Here is a 22,742-nt window from a genome sequence, read left to right on the forward strand (position 1 = left end):
CCTCAGCCAAAATCGTCCTCCGCGGCGACGCCCGCCCACGGGTTGGTGTGGTGCGACATGCCACTGTTGCGCCCCGAAGCGTCGCGCTGCACGGCCGAGGGGATCGCGAAGCGGACCGGGTAGAGCGTGTCGGTCACGATCTCGACCGGGTATCGCGTCGCGACGCGGGCGGCGATGTCGGCGGGCGCGTCGCGGTTGATGCCGATGGTCGGCGTGCTCGCGTCGATCCGGGGCGTGAGGAAGGCCTCCTCCAGCGACATGCCGTAATCGACCACGTAGGAGACGATCTGCGCGACCGTCGGGAAGATGGTGCGCCCGCCCGCCGCGCCCACCGCGAGCGAGGGCCGCCCGCCCTCGCTGAGGATGATCGGGCACATATTGGCGAGCGGCTCGGCGCCGGGGGCGATGGAGTTCGGCGTGCCGCGGCGCGGGTCGAACCACATCATGCCGTTGTTGATGGGGATGCCCGATTGCGGCAGCACCACCTTGGAGCCGAAGCGCGACAGGAGCGTGTTCGTCAGCGAGACCATGTTGCCGTGACGGTCGACGACGCTGAGATGGGTGGTGCAGTCGCCGCCCTGGCCGGCATGGCCCATCCGGTTCAGCCGCTCGCGATAGGCCTCGCGGATCGCGGTGGCGTGGGCGAGCGCCGTGTCGGCGTCGGGCGCGGCGCCGGGCGTCCAGTCCGCCTCCAGCATCTCGAAGGCGCGCAGGAGCGTCGGCCCGCCGCACAGGCCCGACACGGCCGCGATGTCGCGCCCGCGATACGTCCCATGCTGCGCGTCGAGCCAGCGCGCCTCGTAGGCGGCGAGGTCCGCCGCGTCGATCTTCGAGCCGCCGGCGGCGAACTCCTCGGCGAGGAGCGCCGCCGTCTCGCCCTCGTAGAAGTCGCGCGGGCCGTGATCGGCGAGGCGGCGCAGCAGAGCCGCCTGTCCCGGCATCGGCAGATAGTCGCCCTCGCCGTGGGACATCGGCGCGTCCCCGTCGCGCAGGAAGAGGGCGGCGGAGCCCGGAAAGCGGCGCAGGTTCCGCGCGTCGATCGCGAGGCAGAGGGAGGAGAACCAGTCGACCGCGAGACCCCGCTCGGCGATCGCGATGGCGGGCTCGACCAGTTCGCGCCAGGAGAGGCTGCCGAACCGCTCGAGCGCCTTCGCGAGCCCGTCGATGGTTCCCGGCACGCACATGGACGGATACCCGACCATGTTGCGCTCCTCGGCGACGGCAGGCCAGTCGAACCAGTTGCCCTCGCCGGCGGGTCCGTTCACGAGCGGATAGTCATCGACGCTGAGCCTGGCGGAAGCGCGGACGTTGAAGTCGAGCGCCGCGATCTCGCCGGTCGCCCCGTCGGCGTGGAGGAGGAAGCCGCCGCCGCCGATCCCGCTCAGCCACGGCTCCACCGTCGCGAGCACCAGCGCCGTGACCACGGCCGCGTCCATGGCGTTGCCGCCCTTGGCGAGCACGGTCGCGCCCGCGGCGGCCGCCTCGATGTGTTGCGCGGCGACGAGCCCGTGCTCGGACACGACCTCCCCGCGATGGATCGTCCAGGTCTGCATCATGTCCTCGGAAAGGCGGCGTGGCCGCTGATGGGGTCGGGCAGGGCGGCGTCGACCCGCCAGCGGTCCGCCTGTGTCGCCTCATGGTGGGCGGCGATCTCGCCGACGGTCGCCCACCACACGGTCGGCTCGGCGCTGATGCGCTCGATGAGCCGCTCCAGCATCACGATCCGCTGGGCATGGCCGGAGATCCAGTCGTGCACCGTCAGCATGAAGAGGCCGCCATAGCGGTGGAGCCCGGCCCACTCGTCGAGCCAACCGTCGAGGATCGGGCCCGGCGCGGAGGGCGGGGCGAGATCGCCGCCGCCGCCGAGGAATTTGAAGTAGATCGCATCGTCGATGGTCCACTGCACCGGGATCTCGGTCACACCGTCGATCGTGTAGGGGTGATCGTACCCCATCAGCGAGGAATCGATCAGCCCATGCCGCCGGACCTCGGCGAGCATGTGCGGCGTCATCTCCCAGGCGGGCGAGCGGAACGCCTTCGGCCGCGTCCCGGTCTGCGCCGCGAAGAGGGCGAGGGAAGCCTCCAGCGCGTCGGTGAAGGCGGCGTCGGAGATCTCCGACACGATCTCGTGGAAGTAGCCGTGGAGGCCGATCTCGTGGCCCTTCGCGAGGATCAGGGGGAGAAATTCGGGGTAGTCCTCCGCCGTCTTTCCGGGCACGAAGATCGTCGCCTTGAGGTGGTAGCGGTCGAGAAGGTCGAGGAGGCGGTGGATGCCGACGCGCGGGCCGAAGCGGCGCTGCTCGAGGTGCGAGAGCCTCACCGGCATCTCCCGCCGGTGCGCCCACAGATACGGGACGTGCGCGTCGAAATCGATGGTGAAGCAGGCGGCGCTCTGGTGCGCCCCCGGCCAGACATAGCGGTCGAGGCTCATCGCGCGGCCCTCAAAGCGGTTGCTTCTTCGCCTGGTGCACCTCGAGCGAGCCGATCGAGTTGCCGCCATCGACGGTGAGGGTCGTGCCGGTGACATAGGCCGCCGCGCCCGAGGCGAGATAGAGGAGCGCGCCTTCGAGGTCGCCGGTCTCCGTCTCGCGCCCGAGCGGGATCGAGGCACGCATCCGGGCGATATGGTCGGGCGGCAGCGGGCTCGCCGTGCCGCCCTGGGCAAAGCCCGGCTCCACGGCGTTGACGCGGATCCCGAAGGCGGCGAGCTCCAGGGCGAGGCCCTTCGTCAGCCGGTCGAGCGCGGTCTTCGAGGTGCAATAGGGCACCACCGTCTGCCGCATCTTGCGCGACGCGCCGGACGAGATGTTGAGGATCGACCCCTTCGCCCCCTTCGCGATCATCTGCTTCGCCATTCCCGTCGACAGCACGAACGGGGCGCGCAGGTTGATGTCGAAGATGCGGTCCCATTCGGCGATGTCGATGTCGAGGAGGAAGCCGCTCGGATAGACTCCGGCATTGTTGACGAGGATGTCGGCCGCCCCGAACGCCGCGCCGACGGCGGCGATGAGGCCGGCAAGGTCCGCGTCGCTGGTGAGGTCGGCCCGGTGGGTGAAGCTGCCGTCCGGCAGGTCCATCGCGGCGGCGACGGTCGCGAGCCCATCCCCGTCGGCGTCGGTCAGGCAGACCCTCGCGCCCTCGGCGGCGAAGGCGGCGGCGATGCGGCGGCCATAGAGCCCGCACGCGCCGGTGACGACCACGGCCTTGCCTCTGAACTCGCCCTCGAAATTCATGGCGCGATCACCTCGATTTCGGATCCAGGCGGTCGCGCAGCGCATCGCCGATCAGGTTCACGGACAGGATGAGGAGGAAGAGGCAGATGCCGGGGAAGGTCGCGATCCAGAAGGCGTTGGCGATGTAGTTGCGCCCGACCGAGAGCATCGCGCCCCAGCTCGCCGTCGGCGGCTGAACGCCGAGCCCCAGGAAGGAGAGCCCCGCCTCGAACAGCACCATCAGCCCGAACTCCAGCGTCGCGACGACGGTGAGGGGCCCGATGATGTTGGGCAGGATGTGGAGGAAGAGGACGCGCAGCGGGCTCGCCCCCATGAAGCGCGCGATCCGCACATAGGGCATGTTCGCGACGCTGAGCGTCTGCCCGTACGCGACGCGGGCGTAGCGCGGCCAGCGCGTGAGGGCGAGCACGATCACGACATTGACGAAGCCCGGCCCGAGGACGGCGACCGTGATGATCGCGAGGAGCACGGCCGGAACCGAGAGGAAGATGTCGACGATGCGCATCACGATCATCTCGACCCAGCCGCGAAAGAGCCCCGCCGCCATGCCGAGGACGGTCCCGACGATGCTGGAGATCACCACCGAGAGGATCGCGACGGAGAGCGAGATGCGCGCCCCGTAGATGATGCGGCTCAGAAGATCGCGGCCGAGCTCGTCGGAACCGAGGAGATAGAGGACGCCGCGCGACTCGGTCCCCGGCGGCTTCAGCCGGCCGAGGAGATTCTGCGCGTTGGGGCTTTCCGGCGCAATCAGAGGCGCGAAGATCGCGATGATCACGAACGCCGCGAAGATCGCGACGAACGGCCAGATGCCGAGCTTGAAGCGGCGCTTGCGGGCCGGGGCCGGGGCGGCCGCGATCATGGCGCTCTCGCCGCTCATCCCTCCGCTCCATCGAGGCGGATGCGCGGGTCGACGAGGCTGTAGAGAAGGTCGGCGAGGAAGTTGAGGCCGATGGTCACGAACGCGCCGATCAGCACGATCGCCTGCACCACCAGGAAGTCACGCGAGACGATCGACTGCAACGTGAGGAGGCCGAGCCCCGGCCAGGCGAACACCGTCTCCACGATCACCGCGCCCGCGAGGAGCTGCGAGATCTCCAGCGCCGAGACCGAGATCACCGGGATCGCGGCGTTGCGCAGAAGGTGGCGCCAGAAGAGCCGGCCCGTCGGCACGCCGCGCGCGCGGGCGGAGCGGACATAATCCTTCGACACCTCGTCGAGGAGGGCGGTGCGGGTGACGCGCGCGAAGGTCGCCATGCTGAGGAGGCCGAGCGCCAGCGAGGGCAGGATGAGGTGCGAGAAGCTTCCGGCGCCCGACGGCGGCAGCCAGCCGAGGAAGACCGCGAAGAACATGATGAAGAGGATGCCGCTCCAGAAGGTCGGCATGCTCTGCGAGGCGAACACGAAGCCGCTGAGGAGCCTCGTCCCCGGCCGGTCTCGCCGCAGCGCCATCACGACGCCGAGCGGCACGCCGAGCCCGAACGAGACGACGAGCGCCCCCGCCGCGAGCTGCAGCGTGTAGGGCAGGCGCGAGGCGATGATGTCCGTCACCGGGATGCGCTGGATGAAGGAGCGGCCGAAATCGAACTGGGCGATGTCGCGCAGGAAGCTGAGATATTGGGTGATCATCGGCCGGTCGAGGCCGAGCGCGTGGCGCATCGCCTCGATATCGGCCTGCGTCGCCGTCTCCGGAACGAGGAGATAGGTCGGATCGCCGGTGAGACGCTGGATGAAGAAGACCAGCGTCGTCACGCCGAAGACGGCGATGAGGGCCTGTCCGAGCCTGCGGAGGATGAAGAGGAGCATCGGCTCGGCGCGTCCCGATCAGTCCTGCCAGCGCATCCGGTTGAGGAAGAGGCTCTCGTTGGCGGTCGGCGTCCATTCGAGCCCGTCACGCGCACCGTAGATGATCGCCGCCTGGTAGAGCGGGACGAGGACGACGTCGTCCTTCACGATCTGATGCGCCTTCTCGTAGGCCGCGAGGCGGGTCGCCTCGTCGAGGGAGGAGCGGGCCTCCTCGAGGAGGGCGTCCATCGCCGGGTTGTTGTAGCGCGACCAGTTGCTGGACGAATGGAGGAGCGGATACATGATCCCGTCCGCGTCCTGGCAGGCGCAGGACCAGCGGCCGAAGGAGAGAGCGGGGCGCTGCTCGATCGGCCCCTGCGCGGCCTTCAGATAGGTCGCCATGTCGGTCATGCTGATCGCGACATTGAAGCCGGCATCGTTCAGCATCTGCTGGAGCGCCTGCACGATCCGCTGGTCGAAGACGGGGGCGGTCGCGAACGCGATCTCGCCCTTCGCCGCCTCGCCCGCGTCGGCGACGAGCGCCTTCGCCTTTTCCGGGTCGTAGGGGTAGGGCTCCATGCCGTCGACCCAGCCGAAATGCTCCGGCGTGGCGATCTCGCCGACCACGGACTCGCCGCCCGACAGGATGCCCTCGGCGATGCCCTCCTTGTCGATCGCGTAGGCGACCGCCTGGCGCAGCGCGAGATCGTCGAACGGCGGCTGCGTGGTGTTGATGCCGAGATAGCCGACGCGCTCGGTGTTCACGATGAGGGGCTTCACGCCCGGCACGTTCTCGAGCTGGCGCGCCTGGTCGGAATCGAGGCTGACCACGAGGTCGGCCGTCCCGGCCTGAAGGTCGGCGATGCGGGTGGAGGAATCGGGCACCGCGCGGAAGGTCGCGGTCGCGAATGCGCCCTTGTCGCCCCAATAGTCGTCGTTGCGGGAAAGGGTCACGGAGACGCCGCGATTCCAGGCGTCGAACTTGTAGGGGCCGGAGCCGATCGGCTTGTCGTTGAAGGCGTCGTTGCCGACCGCCTCGACGACGTGCTTGGGCACCACCGACAGCTTCACGAGCTGGGCGAGGAGGACCGGGTAGGCGCCGTCCGTGGTGAGGGTCACGGTGTGGTCGCCGGTCGCCTCGGCCTTCACGATCTTGTTGAACTGGCCGAGCTGCGGGCTGCCGAAGGCCGGGTCCGTGATGCGCTCGATCGAGAAGACGACGTCCTCGGCGGTCAGCGGCGTGCCGTCATGGAAGACGATGTCGTCGCGCAGCTCGAACTTCACCTCTGTGTCGGAGAGGCGCTCCCACGAGGAGGCGACCTGCGGGACGATCGTCCCCGCGTCGTCGCGGGTGACGACGTTGTCGAAGATGTTGCGGTAGACGTAGTAGCTGTCTGGGTTCCACTGGCCCTGCGGGTCGAGCGAGGACGGCTCGTTCACGAGGTCGATCGTGATCGCGTCCTTGGCGAGTCCGGGCACGGCCCCGAGGGCGAGGCCTGCGGCGATCGCGCTCGCGAAGACGCCCATTCGGCTCAGTTCGTTCAGAAACATCACGTCACCTCCCTTGCGTTTCGATCGTCGGGTCCGCCTCGCCCGGCGGCCCGGACCCCGTCGGAGTCCGGGCCGGAGGCGTTATTCGGACCAGCCCATGCGGTTGAGGAACATGCTCTCGTTCGCGGTCGGCTCCCACTCGAGGCCAGCGGCACCACCATAGATGATCGCGGCCTGGTAGAGCGGGATGATCGGCACCTCCGCCTTCACGTATTCGTGGAGGGCGCCATAGGCCTCGAGGCGGGCGTCCTCGTCGAGGAGGGAGCGGCCCTTGTCGAGGAGCGCGTCGACCTCGGGGGCGCTGTAGCGCGACCAGGACGAGGAGGAGTGGAGCAGCGGGAACATGATCCCGTCCGCGTCCTGGCAGGCGCACGACCAGCGGCTGAAGGTCAGCATCGGGGCCGTGTCGTTCGTGACCTGCTGGTTCTTCAGCCACGTCGCCATGTCGGTCATCTGGATTTCGACCTTGAGGCCGACATCGGTCAGCATCTGCTGGATGGCCTGGACCACCTTCTGGTCGAAGACGGGCGAGGTCGCGAGCTCCATGGTGACGTCGCCGCCGCCCACTTCCTCGATCAGCGCCTTCGCCTGGTCGGGGTCGTAGGGGAAGGGGTCGACGCCGTCGATCCAGCCGAAATGGGCCGGGGAGACGAGCTCGCCCACCACCTTCTCACCGCCGGCGAGGATGCCCTCCGCGATGCCTTCCTTGTCGATCGCGAGCGCGATGGCGAGGCGCATCTTCGGATTGTCGAGCGGCGGCTTCGTGGAGTTGAGGGCGAAGTAGCCGACGCGCTCGGTCTGGACGATGAGGGGCTTCGCGTTCGGGTAGGAGCCGAGCTGCATCGCCTGGTCCGAATCGAGCGTCACCACGAGATCGGCGGTGCCGGCCTGGAGGTCGGCAAGGCGCGTCGCGGCGTCCGGCACGGCGCGGAAGAGGGCGGACTGGAAGTAGCCCTTGTCGCCCCAATAATCCTCGTTGCGGGTGAGGGTCACGGAGACGCCGCGCTGCCACTCGCCGAACTTGTAGGGGCCGCTGCCGACCGGGGCGAGGTTGAAGGCGTCGTTGCCGACCTCCTCCACCACGTGCTTGGGCACGATGGAGAGCTTCACGAGCTGGGGCAGGAGGACGGGGTAGGGGCCGTCCGTCGTCAGCACGACGGTATGCTCGTCCTTCGCCTCGGCCTTGATGATCTTGTTGAACTGGCCGAGCTGCGGGCTCGCGAATTCCGGATCGGTGATCCGCTCCACGGAATAGACCACGTCCTCGGCCGTCAGCGTCGTGCCGTCGTGGAAGACGATGTCGTCGCGCAGGTTGAACTGGACTTCGGTGTCGGACAGCCGCTCCCACGAGGCCGCGATCTGCGGGATGATGTTCCCGTCATTGTCGCGGGTGACGACGTTGTCGAAGATGTTGCGGTAGACGTAGTAGCTGTCCGGGTTCCACTGACCGTGCGGGTCGAGCGACGAGGGCTCGTTCACGAGGTCGATGGTGATCTGGTCCTTGGCGGATGCGGCGCCCGCTCCGACGACCAGAGCGGCCGCGATCGCGACCGCACTCAAGAGACGCGTTCTCCAAATCATCTCAATCTCCCCCTTGGTTGTGGTGGCTCCCGTCGCGTGCCCTCGTCCTGGCGCGCCGGCTCCTGGCGGCGGCGGGCGCGGGTGGGCTTTGCGGCCGGGCGAACGATCTCGGCCATGTCCGCGTAGAGCGCGTCCTTGACGAAGGCCTCGAGCCTGTCGGTCGCGGTGGCGAGCGCGGCGATGGCGGAGTCCGTGTCGCGCGCGGCGCAGGCGGCGGCGAGCGGGGCCCGGTCGACGGGCCCGAGGCGCGCGGCGCCGCCGCTCTCGAAAAAGCGGACGATGCGGTCCGAATGGTCCCACGCCTCGCCGATCCAGCGGCGGCGCATCTCGCCGAGGCCGCTTGCGAGGACGTCAAGCAGCTCGCGGTCATAGGCGCGGGCGGTGGTGATGGCGGTGGATTCGGTGCGGCCGACGAAGACGGCGATGAGCTGGGACAGCTCCTTCACGCGGGCGATCACGTCGTCCCTGAGCGCCCCGATGGGCAGCGCGGGCTCGATCGCGCGGCGGGCGGCGATCGTCTCGCCGATATAGGCGCCCGTGACGGGGCGGATCTGCCAGCCCGCGCGCGGCCGCGCCTCGACGAGCCCCTCCGCCTCCAGCCCCACGAGGGCGGCGCGCACCCCGGCGCGGTTGAGGCCGTAGCGCTCCATCAGCGCCGGCTCCGAGATCACCGACCCCGGCGCAAGCTCGCACCACAGCACCGCCTGGCGCAGCCGCGCCCCGGCGAATACGCGCTTCCCCGAGGGAAGGGGCGGTGTGGAGCCGAGGGAGAATGAGGCGTCCTTGTCGAGCATGACGAGAGGCTACGGCAAGGAATTGAGATGTTACAAGATGAAATTGTCATCTCAGATGCATGTTTCTTTGGCGCGCGACCCGGCATGAGCGCGCGCGAAAACGCGAACGCCGCCCGGAAGGGGCGGCGCTGCGAGGTTCTGCGCGGGAGAGCGTGGGGCGGTCAGCGGCCCTTCGAGGAGAGGCCGGGCCGGGAGAGGGCGAGGCGCCTCTCGCGGGCGAACACGTAGACGCCGGAGGCGAGGATGATCGCCGTGCCGACCCAGGTGATCGCGTCCGGAAACTCGTGGAAGACGAGGTAGCCGAGAACTGTCGCCCCGACGATCTCCAGATACTGGAAGGGGGCGAGCACGGAGGCGGGCAACCGGCTGAAGGCCTGCGAGACGAGCAGGAAGGTGAAGCCCGAGAGCGCGCCCATCGCAGCCAGCGTCCCCCACACGTGGGACGGCAGGTCGAGCGTCGGCCCGTGCGAGGCGCCGCTCACCGTCATCACCAGGATGCCGAGCCCCATCACCAGCGTGCCATTCAGCGAGATCGCGAATTGCACCGAGAGCGGCGGATATTTGCGCGAGCCGCGACGCACGATGATCATCGTGATCGCGAAGGCTGTAGCGGCGATGAGCGGCAGGATCGCGTACCAGCCGAAGGTCGACCAGCCCGGCCGGATCACGACCATCGCGCCGAAGAGGCCGACCGCGACGGCCGTCAGCCGCCGCCAGCCGGTCTTCTCGCCGAGGAAGACGGCGGAGAGGACGGTGAGGATCAGGGGCTCGACGAAGAAGATCGCGATCGCCGTCGCGATCGGCATCACCTGGAAGGCCATCACCAGGAAGAGGAGGGAGGCCCCGCTCGTCGCCCCGCCGAGGAGGAACATCGGCTCGGTGAAGCCGCGCAGCGGCCGCCGCAGGATCGAGGCGAGCACGATGAGGCAGACGCACTGCACCGCATAGCGCCAGAAGGCGATCTCGACGGGCGGAACATAGGCGGTGAGGAGCTTCGACAGGACGTCGCCGATCGGGACGAGCATCATGGCGAAGACCATCAACCCGACGGCGACCGTCGGGTCGTCCTCGCGCGCGGCGACAGGGGTGTCGCTGATACTGGCCACGGATCGTCCTCCCGGAGGCTTTTTGTTTTGCTCCCTACCGCGTCTCGCCTTCGCATGCGAGGGTCTTGCGGGGCCGGCTCTGTCCGACGGGAAGGCTGCCCTTAGATGGGCTGGACGCCGCCGAAGACAACGGGGGATAGCGATGCAGCGCGCCCAGGCGAAGGACTGGTATCGCGTCACGCGTTTCGGCGACGATGTCAGCCTGATCGACGAGCCGCACATCAAGCCGTTCTACCGCTGCAACATCTGGCATGTGCGCGGGCGCGAGCGGGATCTCCTCGTCGATTCCGGGATGGGGGTCGTGAGCCTGCGCGAGCACGTCCCGCTCGTGACCGAAAAGAAGCTGCTTGCGGTCGCGAGCCACACCCATTTCGACCATATCGGCTCGCATCATGAGTTCCCGGAGCGCCTCGCCCATCCGGCGGAGGCCGAGATCCTCGCCCATCCGACCCGCGCCGCGACGCTCGCCGACCCTTACGCGACGGACGAGATGTTCACGGAAATGCCGCCGCTTCCCTACTCATCGGAGGAGTACAGCGTGCGCGGGGCCGCGCCGACCCGCCTCCTGGAGGACGGCGACATCGTCGATCTCGGCGACCGGCATTTCGAGGTGATCCACACGCCCGGCCACTCGCCGGGCGGGATCGCGCTGTGGGAGGCGGCGACGGGAATCCTGATCGCCGGGGACATCGTCTATGACGGTCCGCTGGTGGAGGACACCTACCACGCGAACGCGGCCGACTATGTCGCCAGCATGAAGCGGCTCTACGACGTGCCCGCGCGGATCGTCCACGCGGGCCACTTCCCGACCTATGACGGCGCGCGCCACAAGGCGATCATCCGCGCCTGGCTCCAGGAGAAGGGCGCGCTCGGCACGTGAGCGCGCGCCCGCTCTACTGGGCGAGCTCGGTCGCGAGCTGGGCGATCGTGCGCTGGTACACCTCGGCGCGGTTCCACTTGCCGATCACCGCGAAATTCGCCGTGCCGGGCCCCCAGGCCGCGCCGCGCTGCCAGCCGTTGCGGGCGAACCAGTTGGCGGTGGAGGCGAGTGCGTCGGGCACCGAGGCCATCAGGTCGCGCCGGCCGTCCCCGTCGAAATCGACGGCGTAGTTGACGTAGCGCTCGGCGAGGAACTGGGTCTGGCCGATCTCGCCCGCCCAGGCGCCCTTCATCCGTTCCGGCGTCATGTCGCGGTTCTCGATGATCTGGAGCGCGGCCATCAGCTCGCGCGAGAAGAACTCGCTGCGGCGGCAATCATAGGCGAGCGTCGCGAGGGACTGGACGATCGGCATGTTCCCCATGCCCCTCCCGAACCCGGTCTCCAGCGCCCAGATCGACACCACCAGCGCGCCCGGCACGCCATAGCGCTTCTCGATCCGGTCGATCAGCCGGCGATTGTCGCGCAGATAGGCGCGGCCGCGGTTGATCATCGCCTTGTCGACGCGGCGCTTGTAGAAGGCCTCGTAGCTGAGGCGGAAGGATTTCTGGTTCCGGTCGAGGCTGATCACCTTCTTCGAATAGGTGACGCCCTTGAAGGCGCGGTCGGCGGTGTTGCGGCTGATGCCGTTCGCCATGGCGCGCGTCTTGAAGTCGGCCACCCAGGCGTTGAAGCCGGCGGACGTGTTGCCGCACGAGGCCGCGGAGGCCGGCAGCGAGGTGATTGCGACGGAACTGGCGATCGCGACCACCATCCCAACTCGGATCCAAGGTCTCATTGCGCAAACTCCCTATGACCGTCCCTTGCCTGGACGAAATATGATCGGTCGTTTCGACTGAAGATGCACGGGCGAGACGCTTTCCGTCACGCCCGACGGCTCACGCATTTGTCTTGAGACGGGCCGAACCGACCCATATAAGCCTCCGGCCCGAACGCCAGGGCCCCTGCGAAGAGGAGCCGCACCATGGCCTATAATTACCAGATCCTCGACGTCTTTACCGAGACCGCGCTGACCGGAAATCCGCTCGCGGTCGTCTATGACGCAGACGGGATCGACACGGCACGGATGCAGGCGATCGCGGCGGAGTTCAACCTGTCCGAGACGATCTTCATCAAGACGCCGGCGGACGAAAAGCACGACGTCTCGGCGCGCATCTTCACCCCGAAGGCGGAGCTGCCCTTCGCCGGCCACCCGACGGTCGGCGCCGCCGTCGCGCTCGCGCGGCGCGGCATCGGGCGGGACGGATCGATCGCGATCGAGCTGCCTGCGGGGCTCGTCCGCGCCGCGACCAAGATCGATGGCGACACCGGCCGCGCGGCCTTCGACGCGCCGCTCCTGCCGAAGGCCGGCGGGGTGTCGATCGACCCGCTCGCCGCCGCCGGGGCGCTGAAGATCGCACCCGACGCGATCGGCTTCGGCAACTACGCGCCGACGGGGGCCTTCAGCGGGCCGCGCTTCAGCGTCGTGCCGGTGCGCGAGCCCGCTGTCCTCGGCGGGATCGCGGTCGACACCTCGCTCTGGGCGAGCGCGTTCGCGGACGGGTGGCGCGCCGTCTATGTCGTCGCGCCGAACGGGGAGAGGCGCTTCCAGGTGCGCATGTTCGCCCCGCTCGGCGGCATCCCGGAGGACCCGGCGACGGGCTCGGCCGCCGTCGCCTTCGCCGCGCTCTACGTCGAGGCGGAGAAGCCGGGCGACGGGACGCACGCGCTCACCATCGTGCAGGGCGTGGAGATGGGCCGGCCGTCGAACCTCTATCTCGGCGTGGAGATCGAGGGCGGCGCGCTGAAGCGGGTCGAGCTTTCGGGCGAGGCGGTGGTCATCGCCGAGGGCAAGCTCTTCCTCTGAGGCACCCGCCACCGCGCAACAAAAAAGCCGGGCATTGCCCGGCTTTTTCCGTTTGAAGTGGCCGCCGCCGCGATCAGAAGCCGTTGCCGACGGTGGAGCGGGTCGGCGGCGGGTATCTCCGGTCGTGGCCGACGAAGACGGCGCGCTGCGAATCGGCCGTCGGGCCGGCATCGTTGATTGCCTTGAAGATCTTCGCGGCGGACTTGAAGTCGCCCGCATTCTGGTAGGCGTAGCCCTGCAGGAGCATCAGATCCTTCTGCAGCGGCGCGATGCGGGAGCGCTGGTCGAGGAAGTAGAGCGCCTCGACATAGCGCCCGTCGCGGTTCGCGGCGATGGCGCGCTGGGTGAGGATGCCGATCTGCAGCTCGGTCCGGCGCGGACGGGACAGCGGGGCCCCGGTCGCGGCGATGGCGGCCTCGTCGGTCGCGTTGTTGGCGATCGCGGCGAGGGCGGAGCCGTAGACGGCGTCGCCGAACTGGCTCGTGCCGAGGCGCGACTTCACCTTCGCAAGCTGGAAGGCCTGCGCCGCCTCGACCGGCCGCTGGAGCTGGAGGAGGCAGTAGCCGCGCGCCGTCGCATCAGCCGCCGAGAGGGAGCCGCTGCGGATCCCCGCGTCCGAGATCGCGACGCAGGAATTGTAGTTCCGGCCCGAGAGGGCGGACTGCACCGAGCCGCCGCCGCCCGATGAGCGGACGCGGCGCGTCGTGGTGCGCGGCCGGTCGACGATGCGATAGACGTCGCCGTCGACGGTGGTCGGTAGGCCCTGGCGCACGCGGCGCTGGACGGTGCTGCCGCCGGTGTTGAGCGCCTGGTTGCCGCCGGTGACGACGGTGGTCCGCCGCTCGACCGGGCGCACGGGACGCCCGTCGCGGGTCTGCACCGGCACCGTACCGTAGCGGGCCGCGTTCTCGGCCGCACGGTCGCGCAGCACCCGCTGCTCGAGCGATTCGCCGCCGACCGGAGGCGCGCCGGGGTCGATCACGCCGCCGCCGGGCTGCGGCGGAAGCGGGACGAGGGCCTGGGTCGGGACGAAGAGACTGTTGCGCTCCTGCGGCTGCGGGCGAAGGACGACCGAACGGCGCGGGATCTCCGGGCGGGTGGAGCCGGCCGGACGGTGCGCGAGGGCCTGCACCTGCACCGGCACCGCGGTCATGGAGCCGGCCTCGGTGAAGGACACGTCGCCGGCGCGCTGGCGCTCCTGCTGCTCGACGAGAAGCTGGCGCAGGCGCTGCCGCTCGACCGGGTCGCAGATCACGGAGGAGATGCCGACCTGGTCCGTCGGATCGTCACGCGCGCCCGTCACCGGATCGGCCGGGGACACGTTGCCGCCGGTCGCGAGCGCGGCGATGGACGGGTAGAGCGGACCCCACTCGTCGACGACCTCGTTGAAGCCGGCCTGGTCGCCGAGGCGAAGGCGCGTGAGCGCGAGGCCGTAGATGGCGGCCTCGGTCGGCACCCAGTTCGAGGAGGAGATGAACCACTCCTCGGCGATGATGAACTGGCAGGTGTTGAAGGCGTACCAGCCGAGCGCCTGCGCGCCGTTCGCGTCGCGCTGGCCGATCACGACCGGCACGAAGCGGTCCACCGAGGCCTGCTCCACGTCCATGATGGAGCGCTCGCCGAACTCGTCTGCCGTCAGGATGGTCGCCATCGCGTCGAGATAGGCTTCCATCAGCTCCGGCGTCTGCTCGCGCCACTGATAGGCGACCTCGCGGGCGAGGAACTCGTCCTCGCGGTTGCCGGTGGCGCGCAGGGCGACGATGTAGCCCTCGGCAGCGTCCGAGCCGAGCCCATTGTCGAGCGAGAAGCGGAACCACTGGGCGGCCTCGGCCGGGTTGCCCTGGCGGTAGAGGTAGAAGCCGATCAGCATCGCGTCTTCGAGGTCCTGCCCCGTGCGGGCGAACTCGGCCAGAAGCTCGAGCCACTCGTTGGGAACGAGGACGCCCTCGACCTCGCCGCCGCGCGCGACAGCGCCGCGGATGATTTCGAGGCGCGCGTTGGTGAACTCGTTCTGCCCGTCCGGCCCCATGGCGCCGAGCTCGAAGAGCTGGGTCACGTAGCTCGGGTCGAGCGTCGCGGCGGCCTTCTGAAGGCTCGCCCCGCGCGAGGCCTGATCGGTGCAGGAATTGATGATGTAGGCGTAGGCGTCATAGGCGCGCTTCGGCCGGCCGGTCTGGGCGAACGCCTCGGCGACGCGCCAGATCGAATCGACGTCCTCGCACACGAGGATGCGCTCGTTCGCCTCGGCGATGTTGAGCACCTCGCGGAAATTGCGCGCGTCGCTCGCGGCGCGCAGCTCGTTGCGCACCTTCGCCTGTTCCAGGAGATCGGTGAGGCGCACCGGCGGCGTCCAGGACGGGTCGCGCTGGCGCCGCTCGGCGATCGCCGTGCGGGCCTCCTCGTAGCGCTGGTCGCCGACGAGGTCGTAGATGCGCTGCAATTCGGTGTCCTCGCCCTTCGGGTCGAGGAGGTCCCGCGGCGGCTGCCAGCCGGGATAGAGGGCGCGCAGGCGCCGCAGCTCCGCCTCCAGCCTGTCGACATCGCCCTCGCGCGCAAAGTAGCGCAGCGCCGCGCGGTCGGCTTCGGAGGGGACGGAGAGATCGTTTGTGCTGGCGCGACGCTGCGGGGCTTCCTGCGCGTCGGCCGAGCCGAGGAGGCGGCCGGTCAGCGCCGACCAGGGGCCGATATCGAGCACGAACCCGACGAGAAGCGCCGCGGTCACGCCGAGGATCAGGGGCTTCACCGACGGACCCGATTGGCGCGGCAGCGTGCGCGCCCGGTAGCCGGCCGTCTTCACCAGGCGACGGGCCCCGTCCTCGAGCGAGAAGGGCTCCTTCGGACGCAAGGCGTTCGGGGGCTGGATCTCGTAGGCTTCAACCGAGTGTTTGACCATGCGCTCCTCGCGAAGCTGTCCGAGTTGTGATGCGGCGCCGGCCGCCTGAATCGTCGCGCTGCCAACGCCCAGACTGCCTGCCCGATCGACCCTGAATGGACACGGTTAATGAAGAGTAAGTGAGATCGGCACGATCTGCGTTTATGCAACGCTGCGCGTGCCTGAACCGCCCGGCGCGCGGGCGGTTCGGAGCGTATGCGGTCTGCCCGTTCAGGGGCGGTTCCTGCGGCCGAGCGGCGTGACGAACAGCCACGTGATGATGCCGAGGAAGACCGCGACGAGGATCAGCGCCGCGGCATAGATGCCATTGTTGATCGAGAACCAGTTCGCCGCGATGAGGCGCAGGTTACCGAACGAGAGCGGCAGCGTCGCGAGATAGGAGACGTTTTCGACCGGCACGACCTGGACGGCGTTGTTGTCGAGGTCATAGGCGGTGATGCGCCCGCCGATCCGGTTCCAGTTCTCAGGCGAGGAGAGCGCCGCCATCGAGGTGGAGAGGAGGGCGGGGGTGGGCGCCGTCACGAGCGTCCACGCCGTGTCCCGGTTCTCCGGCGCGGCGGACTGCGCCATCAGGAGCGAGGCGTTCTCCGAGATCACCGGCTCGGCGAAGCGCATCTCGTCCTCGCGCTGGCCGAAATTCAGGTTGAACTTCACTGCCTCGCGGGCCGAGCGCATGGTGTCCTTGATCCAGCGCGAGACCATGTTCGACTGGCCGAGCTCCTCGGCCCAGCGCTCACGAGTGCGCTGCGCCTCGTTGCGCGGGTCGAGCGAGCGCTGCGGCTCGTTCGCCTCCTGCGGGGCGGTCGCGGTGCGGTCGAGGCGGACTTCCTCCTGGCGCAGCTGCTCGCGCAGGCGCCGCAGGACGTCGTCATAGCGCTCGAGGCCGGCCGGCTCGCCGCCGCCGGCGCCCGGCGACACCGTGCCCGCCGCATAGGGCTGGAGCCAGTTCGACGGGATGACGCGGGCTGCGCCGGTCGATTCGAGTGCGAGGTTCGACACGTCCGACAGCGCGCCGATGACGATCACGCCCGAATTGCCGAACGGGGCGACCTCTTCCACGACATTGGTCGCGAGGGGGGCGCCGCGGCTGACGGCGACGCGGGAGATCAGCGTGCCGGCCGCGCCGATCGTGTCCGGCGAGGAGCCGCCCACATGGACGCGCACCGGGTCGGTAGAGAGCTGGTACGGGAAGCCGTTCGTCGCGAACGAGGCAAGGTTCGGCACCTGGCCGATCCGCGCGAAGTTCGGGAAGACGAGGCGGGTCGACGAGAAGAGGGCGAACCGGTCGCGCGCCGGCACCGTGCCGCCCGGAAGGCAGGCGCGGTCCGCGGTGGTCTGGAGGTCCGCCAGGATCTCGATCTTGTTCACGCCCGGCCGGAAGCTCTGCATCGACAGGACGATCGGGAAGCCGTCGAACACCTCGCCGGTGGAGGAGGTGAAGCTGATCGCGGTCGAGAGCACGCCGTTGACCGCAACGGCGAGGCGGCTCCCCGGCTCGACATCGCTCGAATAGGCGGCGTCGAGGAGGAGGAGCGCTTCGCCGTAGGCGGCGGCGTAGAAGTCCGGCGGCAGGGTGACCGAGAAGTCGGTGCGGAAGCGGCGGCCGGAGAAGTTGATCGTCTCGACGCCGGCTTCACGCAGCGTGATCGTCTGCGCCCCGTCGACGCGGACCGTGTCGGCGACGAGCCAGGGCGGGATCGCCGCGATCGGGGACTGGGCGGCGTTCGCGAGCTCGGGCGCGTCGAAGCGGGCAAGGGCCGCGTCGACATCGCGCTCGCTGGGGCCGGTGATGACGAGGGTCGGGCCGATATTGGGATCGTCGACGAGGGTCGTCACCGGGCCGACCGCGCCTTCGCGCGGGACGATGCCGGACGCGCGGCTGAGGACGTCGTAGGGACCGATCATGAGGTTGAGGATGCCTGGCGTCGCGACGGCGCCGTCCATCGAGCTCACCACCTCGACGAGGGGCTGGGCGAAGCGGCCGCGCAGCGAGGCGGACTGCACGGCGCGCAGCATCCGGTCGATATTGGTCGGGCTGCTCGGCGCATCCTGGTAGACCCGCAGGCGCGTCGCCCCGTTGGTCCCGACGCCGACGGCGCCGAGATCGGAGATGCCCGCGAGCGGGATGCGCCCGCCCTCGAAGGAGAGGCCGGTGAGGCGCGTGTCGATGCGCGTCCACAATTCGTAGGTGGCGTCGATCGAGCAGTCGATGCGGTGGCGCATGTCCGCCTCGATCCGCAGCGCGTTCTCGCCCGGACGCAGGAGCGTCGTGGAGATCGGGAGCGCGATCACCTTCGTGCGGTCCGGGCTGTCGATCGCGGTCTGGGCGATCTGGCGGCCGTTGAGGAAGACGCGCAGGCGCGAGGCCTCCGGCAGGACGAGCACGGAATTGGTGAAGGCGATCGACAGCGTGCCGCCGCGCGCGGCCTCGGCCGCGGTGAGGAAGACGCTCCAGGAGCGATAGTCGATCTCACCGTTGAGGCGCAGCGTGCGGAAGGGGACGATGGGCCGCTCCACGACCGAATCGACCCAATCCTGGCCGCCATCGACATTGACGCGCAGCTCGCGGACGGTGCCGGAGTCCTCTTTCAGGACGCGGAAGAGCTCGCCGCGCTGCTCCTGGCTGATCGCGTCGACGGGGACGACCTCGGGCGAGGCGGCGCCGTTGGCGAGCGGGGAGACCGTCGTCGAGGGGCGGAAGAATTGCTGCTCCTCTTCCGGCAGGTCGATCTGCGGAGACTGACCGTCCTCGTTGATGTCGAACGGGCGGGCGGTCTGGATCGAAGTCGCCGGGGCGCCGGTGCGCGGGACGGCGGGGGAGACCGGGCTCGCCGCCTCCTCCGCGATGCGCCGCTGCTGCGAGGGCGATGCGGTGGCCGGGAGGTCCGAGGCGCCGCCACCGCCGCCGGCGCCGGTGCCGAGGGAGAAGTTGAAGGGCTGGTTGCCCTGCGCTGCCGCCGGCCCGCCCTGGATCAGGCCGAGGCCGAGGAGGAGGGCCGCCGTGGCGCCAAGGAGATGGGATCGACGCATGACCATGCTCCTCAGCGGTCCGGGCGGGTGTGGGTCGGGCGCGAGCTCGCCCCGCCATGGAGGGCGGCCGCGGAGCCGCCGCCGGTGACGACCGCGTTCGGGTCGGCGCCGATGAAGCCCGTCCGGCGCGGCTGCGCGGGGGAGGGCGGCGCGTTGTTCGGCCGGTCCGGGCTCGGAGCCGGACGGCGCGGGGCGGCGGTGGTGACGAGGTAGGAGAGGCCGCGCACCATCTGGAAGATGGCGAGCGAGATGAACTCGACCACGCCGCGGATGACGCCGATATCCTTGCGTCGCGTCGCCTGGAAGCGGACCCACTCGTCGGAGTTCGCGAAGACGAGGTCGGCGACGAGCTCGTACTGGCGGGGGTCCACCACCGCGAACTCGGAGCCGAGGGCGACACCGCCCTCGTCGCGCACCACCGAGCGCACCGTCAGCGGCAGCTCGTTCGAGGCAAGCGGGGCCATCGGCTGGAAGCGCATGATGATCTGCTCGCCCGGCTTGATCTGCCGCAGCACGTTCGCGGGCACGAGAATACGCGCGCCGGCGATCGACACGTCGTCGATCTTCGCCGGGATGACGCGGTCGCCGTAGATGATCTCGGCAGGACGGTCGATCGCGACGCGCTGCGAACTTCTGAGCTGCCGCCGCTCGGCGACGACGCCGAGCGCCGCGCCCATCAGCAGGATGTTGAAGAGGTTCCACCCGCCGACCACCAGCGCGATGTCGGCCGCGTAGGGCTGCATGATGACGCGGTAGATGGTGGCGACGACGCCCGCGAGGAGGATGAAGAAAATGACGTAGAACGGGCCGCCGAGCTCGGAGATTCGCGAGGTTCGGTTCGTCTCGCCCTTCGCCGTCACGCGGAATTTCGGTCGCGTCGGACTGATCGTCACCGCGGCGAGCGCTCGGATCAGGTAGACCGACTGGATCGTCTCATAGAGCTCGGAGATGAACGGCCATCGCACGCGGCTCCACAGGTAGTTCTGCAGGAGCAGGTTCACCAGGATGTAGGTGATCGTATAGGCGGCGAATTCGGAGCCCGACGCGTCGAAGATCGACAGGCCGAAGAAGAGATAGAAGAGCGGCGCGAACAGGAAGATCATGCGCGCGATCGGAAACAGCCAGTAGAACATCGACGACAGGTAGCAGAGGCGCTGCGCGAAGCTGAGGCCGCGCTGCAGGAGCGGGTTCTTCAGCAGCAGGATCTGCATCATGCCCTGGCACCAGCGCGAACGCTGGCCGATGAAGTTCGCGAACGTTTCCGGCTGGAGACCGGCGATCATCGGGCGGTCGACGAAGGCGGAGTTCCAGCCTTCCTTGTGGAGCTGGAGCGAGGTCTCGCAATCCTCGGTGATCGAGCGGCCGGAGAAGCCGCCCGATTCTTCCAGCGCGCTGCGCCGCAGCACGGCGGCCGAGCCGCAGAAGAAGCTCGCATTCCACTTGTCGAGACCCTTCTGGATGACGCCGTAGAACATCTCGTTCTCGGACGGCATGCGGTTCCAGGTTTCGAGGTTGTGCTCGAGCGGGTCCGGATTGATGAAGAAGTGCGGCGTCTGGACGAGGAAGAGCTTCGGGTCGTCGTAGAAGTAGCCGAGCGTCTCGTTCAGGAAGTCGCGCGTCGGGGCGTGGTCGGCGTCGAACACTGCGACGAACTCGCCGGTCGAGTGGGCGAGGCCGTTGTTGAGGTTGCCGGCCTTCGCGTTGATGTTCGCCGAGCGCGTCAGATAGTTGACGCCGAGATCGCGGGCGAGCTGCTGTAGCTCGCGCCGGCGCTCCTGGGCGGTCGCGGCGACGCGCGGGTCGGCGCTCTCGGTGCGCTCGTCCGTGCCGCCATCGTCGAGCAGGAAGACGTTGAGGCGGTCGCGCGGATAGTCGATCTGCTTGGCCGCCGAGAGGGTGGTGGCGAGAAGCTGCGGGCTCTCGTTCAGCGTCGGGACGTAGATGTCGACCGTGGGGCGCGGGGCGTCGCGGGTCAGCGTGCGGCGGGGGCGGTTGAACGGGTCCGCCGTCACGAAGAGCGACAGGAACAGCATCAGCACCGAGTAGAACTCGGCGAAGTAGAGCAGCACGCCCGGAATGAAGTTCTGGAGTTCGGAGATCGGCGGGATGGTCGTGAATGTGCGCCAGTAGAGATAGCGCAAGACGACTGCGGTTCCCAAGGCGAGGACGATGGCGCGGAAGAGGCCTTGCCTGTCGAACATCTTCAACAGCGCGATGATCACCACGATGATCAACGAGGTGACGAAGTGCGTATCCAGGCTAACTGGCTGCGTGACCATGAAAATGATCGTCGCAACCGTTGCCAGCCAGAGTAGCAAGACCAGGAATCTCATGGCGCCGCCTTAAGTTAACCCAGACACCTCGCCGAGGCCGATTGTGGCCATAATACGGCGTATCGATCAGATTCGCACGCACTTGCAGCATGACCCGCCGCGAGCCGCATGAGAATGCAGTTTCCCCGGGGACCGCAGCCTGCCCGGATATCCCATCGTGCTGCCAGGAATTGGCAGTACTGAATTCGCGCCCGCGGATCAACGCGAGCACGCGCTTGAAGGCCCCGATCCTGCGCCCGCAGAATGACCCGAGGCCGATCATACCGTCATTTCGACCGCCGGACCCGACGATCTTTAAGACAAGGCTAACACGCTTCGCCGCGGCACCCCGTGACGACCTCGTTAATGTTAACAGCGATCAAGGTTAACAAACGCTCAAGGATCGTCGGTCCATGCTCATCGCACAGAGACCGATTCCCGGTGATTCGGGGATCGCACGCGGCTGTGCCGCGGTGCACAAAAATGAGGCTGGATGCGATGCTCCTGAATTCGCGAAAGGCGCAGCTGGTGGGCGCGGTGGTGTTGTCCGCGTCGCTCGCCGGGTGCGGCTATGACACAGGCGGTGTGCGTACGGCGACCATGGGCAATTCCGTGCCGGTTACCGAAGCATTCATGACCCCGCCCCCAGGCGGCCCGGCGGTGATTGCGGTCGTCGAGAACCGCTACTCCAACGCGCTCGCCCAAGACATCATCCTCGACAACCGCTCGTCGGCGTCGGGGCAGAACGTGATCTATGTGCGCGCCTTCGGCCCGATGGGTCGGGACGGGGGGCGAGATTCCCTGTCGACCGACATGATGAACCTCACCGACATCCGGCGTGAGATGGCCCAGCGCTTCCCGGGCATCCACATGGAGGTGTCGGGCATCTACGTGCAGAACCGGTACGGCCCGTTCAGCTACGCGACCGGCCGCTCCCGCTCCGGCGCGACCTGCCTCTATGCCTGGCAGCGAATCGCGGCGGACCAGAAGGTGTTCTCCTTCCAGCGCGGCGCGATCAACTGGCGCCTTCGCGTGTGCGAGAACAACACGGACGCGCGTTCGCTCCTCCTGATGGCCTATGGTCTGACGATCAACGGCTACTTCATGTCCCGCACCTGGAACCCGTACGGCGATCCGCCGAAGCCCGATCCGCGCATCGGCGAGCCGGGCACCACGATCCTGCCGGAGCAGGTGGTCGATCCGACCGTCATCGCCCCGACCTCCTATGGCGAGGTGCGCACCTCCTCGATCCGCGCGCCGCGTCGCTCGACGACGCGGACGGTCCGCGCCGCCCCGGTGCGGCCGACGGTGCTGAACGAGCCGGTGGAGGGCGCCGCGATCGTCCCGCGGCCTGAGGCGACGGACCTCTCCGAGCCGACGGTGCAGGATTCCAACCTGCCCCCGGCCCCGACGCGCCAGACCCCGGTCTACTCGGTGCCGGCGCCGACCTCCTCGATCCGGCCCGCGCCGTTGCCGGCGACGCCGACGGGTGCGCCGTCCGTCGCGCCGCCCCCGTCGGGTCCGCGCCTTGTCCTGCCGCCCACCACGGCGGCGACCAGCCCATCCGTCCGCGTCGTCAACATTCGCTAGCGATCGCGGCTCGGTTTGCTCCGCCGGCTCCGGCCGACGGGGCAACTCACGGCCCGCCTGTCGGGCCGCACTCCTGACAGCCGC

The 22,742-nt window shown here is 69.0% G+C and carries 16 protein-coding genes; 3 read left to right on the top strand and 13 right to left on the bottom strand.

The window, feature by feature from the left end; all coding sequences use genetic code 11:
* Positions 1-2: 2 nt before the first annotated feature.
* The 9 genes from DBV35_RS02945 to DBV35_RS02985 all read right to left on the bottom strand — a co-directional run bounded on the left by DBV35_RS02945 (position 3) and on the right by DBV35_RS02985 (position 10,050).
* The gene (locus DBV35_RS02945) at positions 3-1,553 is read right to left on the bottom strand and encodes a gamma-glutamyltransferase family protein (RefSeq protein WP_205648445.1); all 1,551 of its coding nucleotides are present in this window, start codon (positions 1,551-1,553) and stop codon (positions 3-5) included.
* Positions 1,553-2,431 carry a polysaccharide deacetylase family protein gene (locus DBV35_RS02950; protein WP_108658745.1) on the bottom strand — a complete coding sequence of 293 codons (879 nt, stop codon included), beginning with the start codon at positions 2,429-2,431 and terminating at the stop codon, positions 1,553-1,555. The genes DBV35_RS02945 and DBV35_RS02950 overlap by 1 nt, the downstream gene beginning before the upstream one ends.
* A gap of 10 nt (positions 2,432-2,441) precedes the next feature.
* Positions 2,442-3,233, bottom strand: coding sequence for an SDR family NAD(P)-dependent oxidoreductase (locus DBV35_RS02955; RefSeq protein WP_108658746.1), 792 nt, complete (start codon positions 3,231-3,233; stop codon positions 2,442-2,444).
* A gap of 7 nt (positions 3,234-3,240) precedes the next feature.
* Positions 3,241-4,113, bottom strand: a complete 873-nt coding sequence (locus DBV35_RS02960; protein ID WP_205648446.1) for an ABC transporter permease — start codon at positions 4,111-4,113, stop codon at positions 3,241-3,243.
* Positions 4,110-5,039 carry an ABC transporter permease gene (locus tag DBV35_RS02965; RefSeq protein ID WP_108658747.1) on the bottom strand — a complete coding sequence of 310 codons (930 nt, stop codon included), beginning with the start codon at positions 5,037-5,039 and terminating at the stop codon, positions 4,110-4,112. The genes DBV35_RS02960 and DBV35_RS02965 overlap by 4 nt, the downstream gene beginning before the upstream one ends.
* 18 nt (positions 5,040-5,057) lie before the next feature.
* Positions 5,058-6,569, bottom strand: coding sequence for an ABC transporter substrate-binding protein (locus DBV35_RS02970; RefSeq protein WP_205648447.1), 1,512 nt, complete (start codon positions 6,567-6,569; stop codon positions 5,058-5,060).
* 81 nt (positions 6,570-6,650) lie between these two features.
* Positions 6,651-8,129: an ABC transporter substrate-binding protein gene (locus DBV35_RS02975; RefSeq protein WP_205648448.1), complete on the bottom strand. Its 1,479-nt coding sequence runs from the start codon at positions 8,127-8,129 to the stop codon at positions 6,651-6,653.
* Between the two features lie 17 nt (positions 8,130-8,146).
* Positions 8,147-8,944 (bottom strand): GntR family transcriptional regulator, encoded by a 798-nt coding sequence (locus DBV35_RS02980; RefSeq protein ID WP_108658750.1) that lies wholly within the window; start codon positions 8,942-8,944, stop codon positions 8,147-8,149.
* A gap of 161 nt (positions 8,945-9,105) precedes the next feature.
* A complete protein-coding gene (locus DBV35_RS02985; RefSeq protein ID WP_211099928.1) occupies positions 9,106-10,050 on the bottom strand; it encodes a DMT family transporter in 945 nt (314 codons plus the stop codon).
* A gap of 142 nt (positions 10,051-10,192) precedes the next feature.
* On the opposite strand from DBV35_RS02985, the gene DBV35_RS02990 reads away from it, so the two are divergent.
* On the top strand, positions 10,193-10,930 hold the full coding sequence (locus DBV35_RS02990; protein WP_108658751.1) for an MBL fold metallo-hydrolase: 738 nt from the start codon (positions 10,193-10,195) through the stop codon (positions 10,928-10,930).
* A gap of 13 nt (positions 10,931-10,943) precedes the next feature.
* On the opposite strand, the gene DBV35_RS02995 is transcribed toward DBV35_RS02990, so the two are convergent.
* Positions 10,944-11,765 (bottom strand): lytic murein transglycosylase, encoded by an 822-nt coding sequence (locus tag DBV35_RS02995; protein ID WP_108658752.1) that lies wholly within the window; start codon positions 11,763-11,765, stop codon positions 10,944-10,946.
* Positions 11,766-11,951: 186 nt separating this feature from the next.
* Here DBV35_RS02995 and DBV35_RS03000 point away from each other — a divergent pair, with 186 nt between their 5' ends.
* Positions 11,952-12,833 (top strand): PhzF family phenazine biosynthesis protein, encoded by an 882-nt coding sequence (locus DBV35_RS03000; RefSeq protein ID WP_108658753.1) that lies wholly within the window; start codon positions 11,952-11,954, stop codon positions 12,831-12,833.
* Between the two features lie 73 nt (positions 12,834-12,906).
* On the opposite strand, the gene DBV35_RS03005 is transcribed toward DBV35_RS03000, so the two are convergent.
* The 3 genes from DBV35_RS03005 to bcsA all read right to left on the bottom strand — a co-directional run bounded on the left by DBV35_RS03005 (position 12,907) and on the right by bcsA (position 21,089).
* Positions 12,907-15,726, bottom strand: coding sequence for a tetratricopeptide repeat protein (locus DBV35_RS03005; protein WP_108658754.1), 2,820 nt, complete (start codon positions 15,724-15,726; stop codon positions 12,907-12,909).
* A gap of 210 nt (positions 15,727-15,936) precedes the next feature.
* A complete protein-coding gene (locus tag DBV35_RS03010; RefSeq protein WP_157961549.1) occupies positions 15,937-18,756 on the bottom strand; it encodes a cellulose biosynthesis cyclic di-GMP-binding regulatory protein BcsB in 2,820 nt (939 codons plus the stop codon).
* A gap of 11 nt (positions 18,757-18,767) precedes the next feature.
* A complete protein-coding gene (gene bcsA, locus DBV35_RS03015) occupies positions 18,768-21,089 on the bottom strand; it encodes a UDP-forming cellulose synthase catalytic subunit (protein ID WP_108658756.1) in 2,322 nt (773 codons plus the stop codon).
* Positions 21,090-21,701: 612 nt separating this feature from the next.
* On the opposite strand from bcsA, the gene bcsN reads away from it, so the two are divergent.
* Positions 21,702-22,658, top strand: coding sequence for a cellulose biosynthesis protein BcsN (bcsN, locus tag DBV35_RS03020; protein WP_170134866.1), 957 nt, complete (start codon positions 21,702-21,704; stop codon positions 22,656-22,658).
* The last annotated feature ends 84 nt before the right edge of the window (positions 22,659-22,742 follow it).

The sequence above is a fragment of the Acuticoccus kandeliae genome (assembly GCF_003073115.1).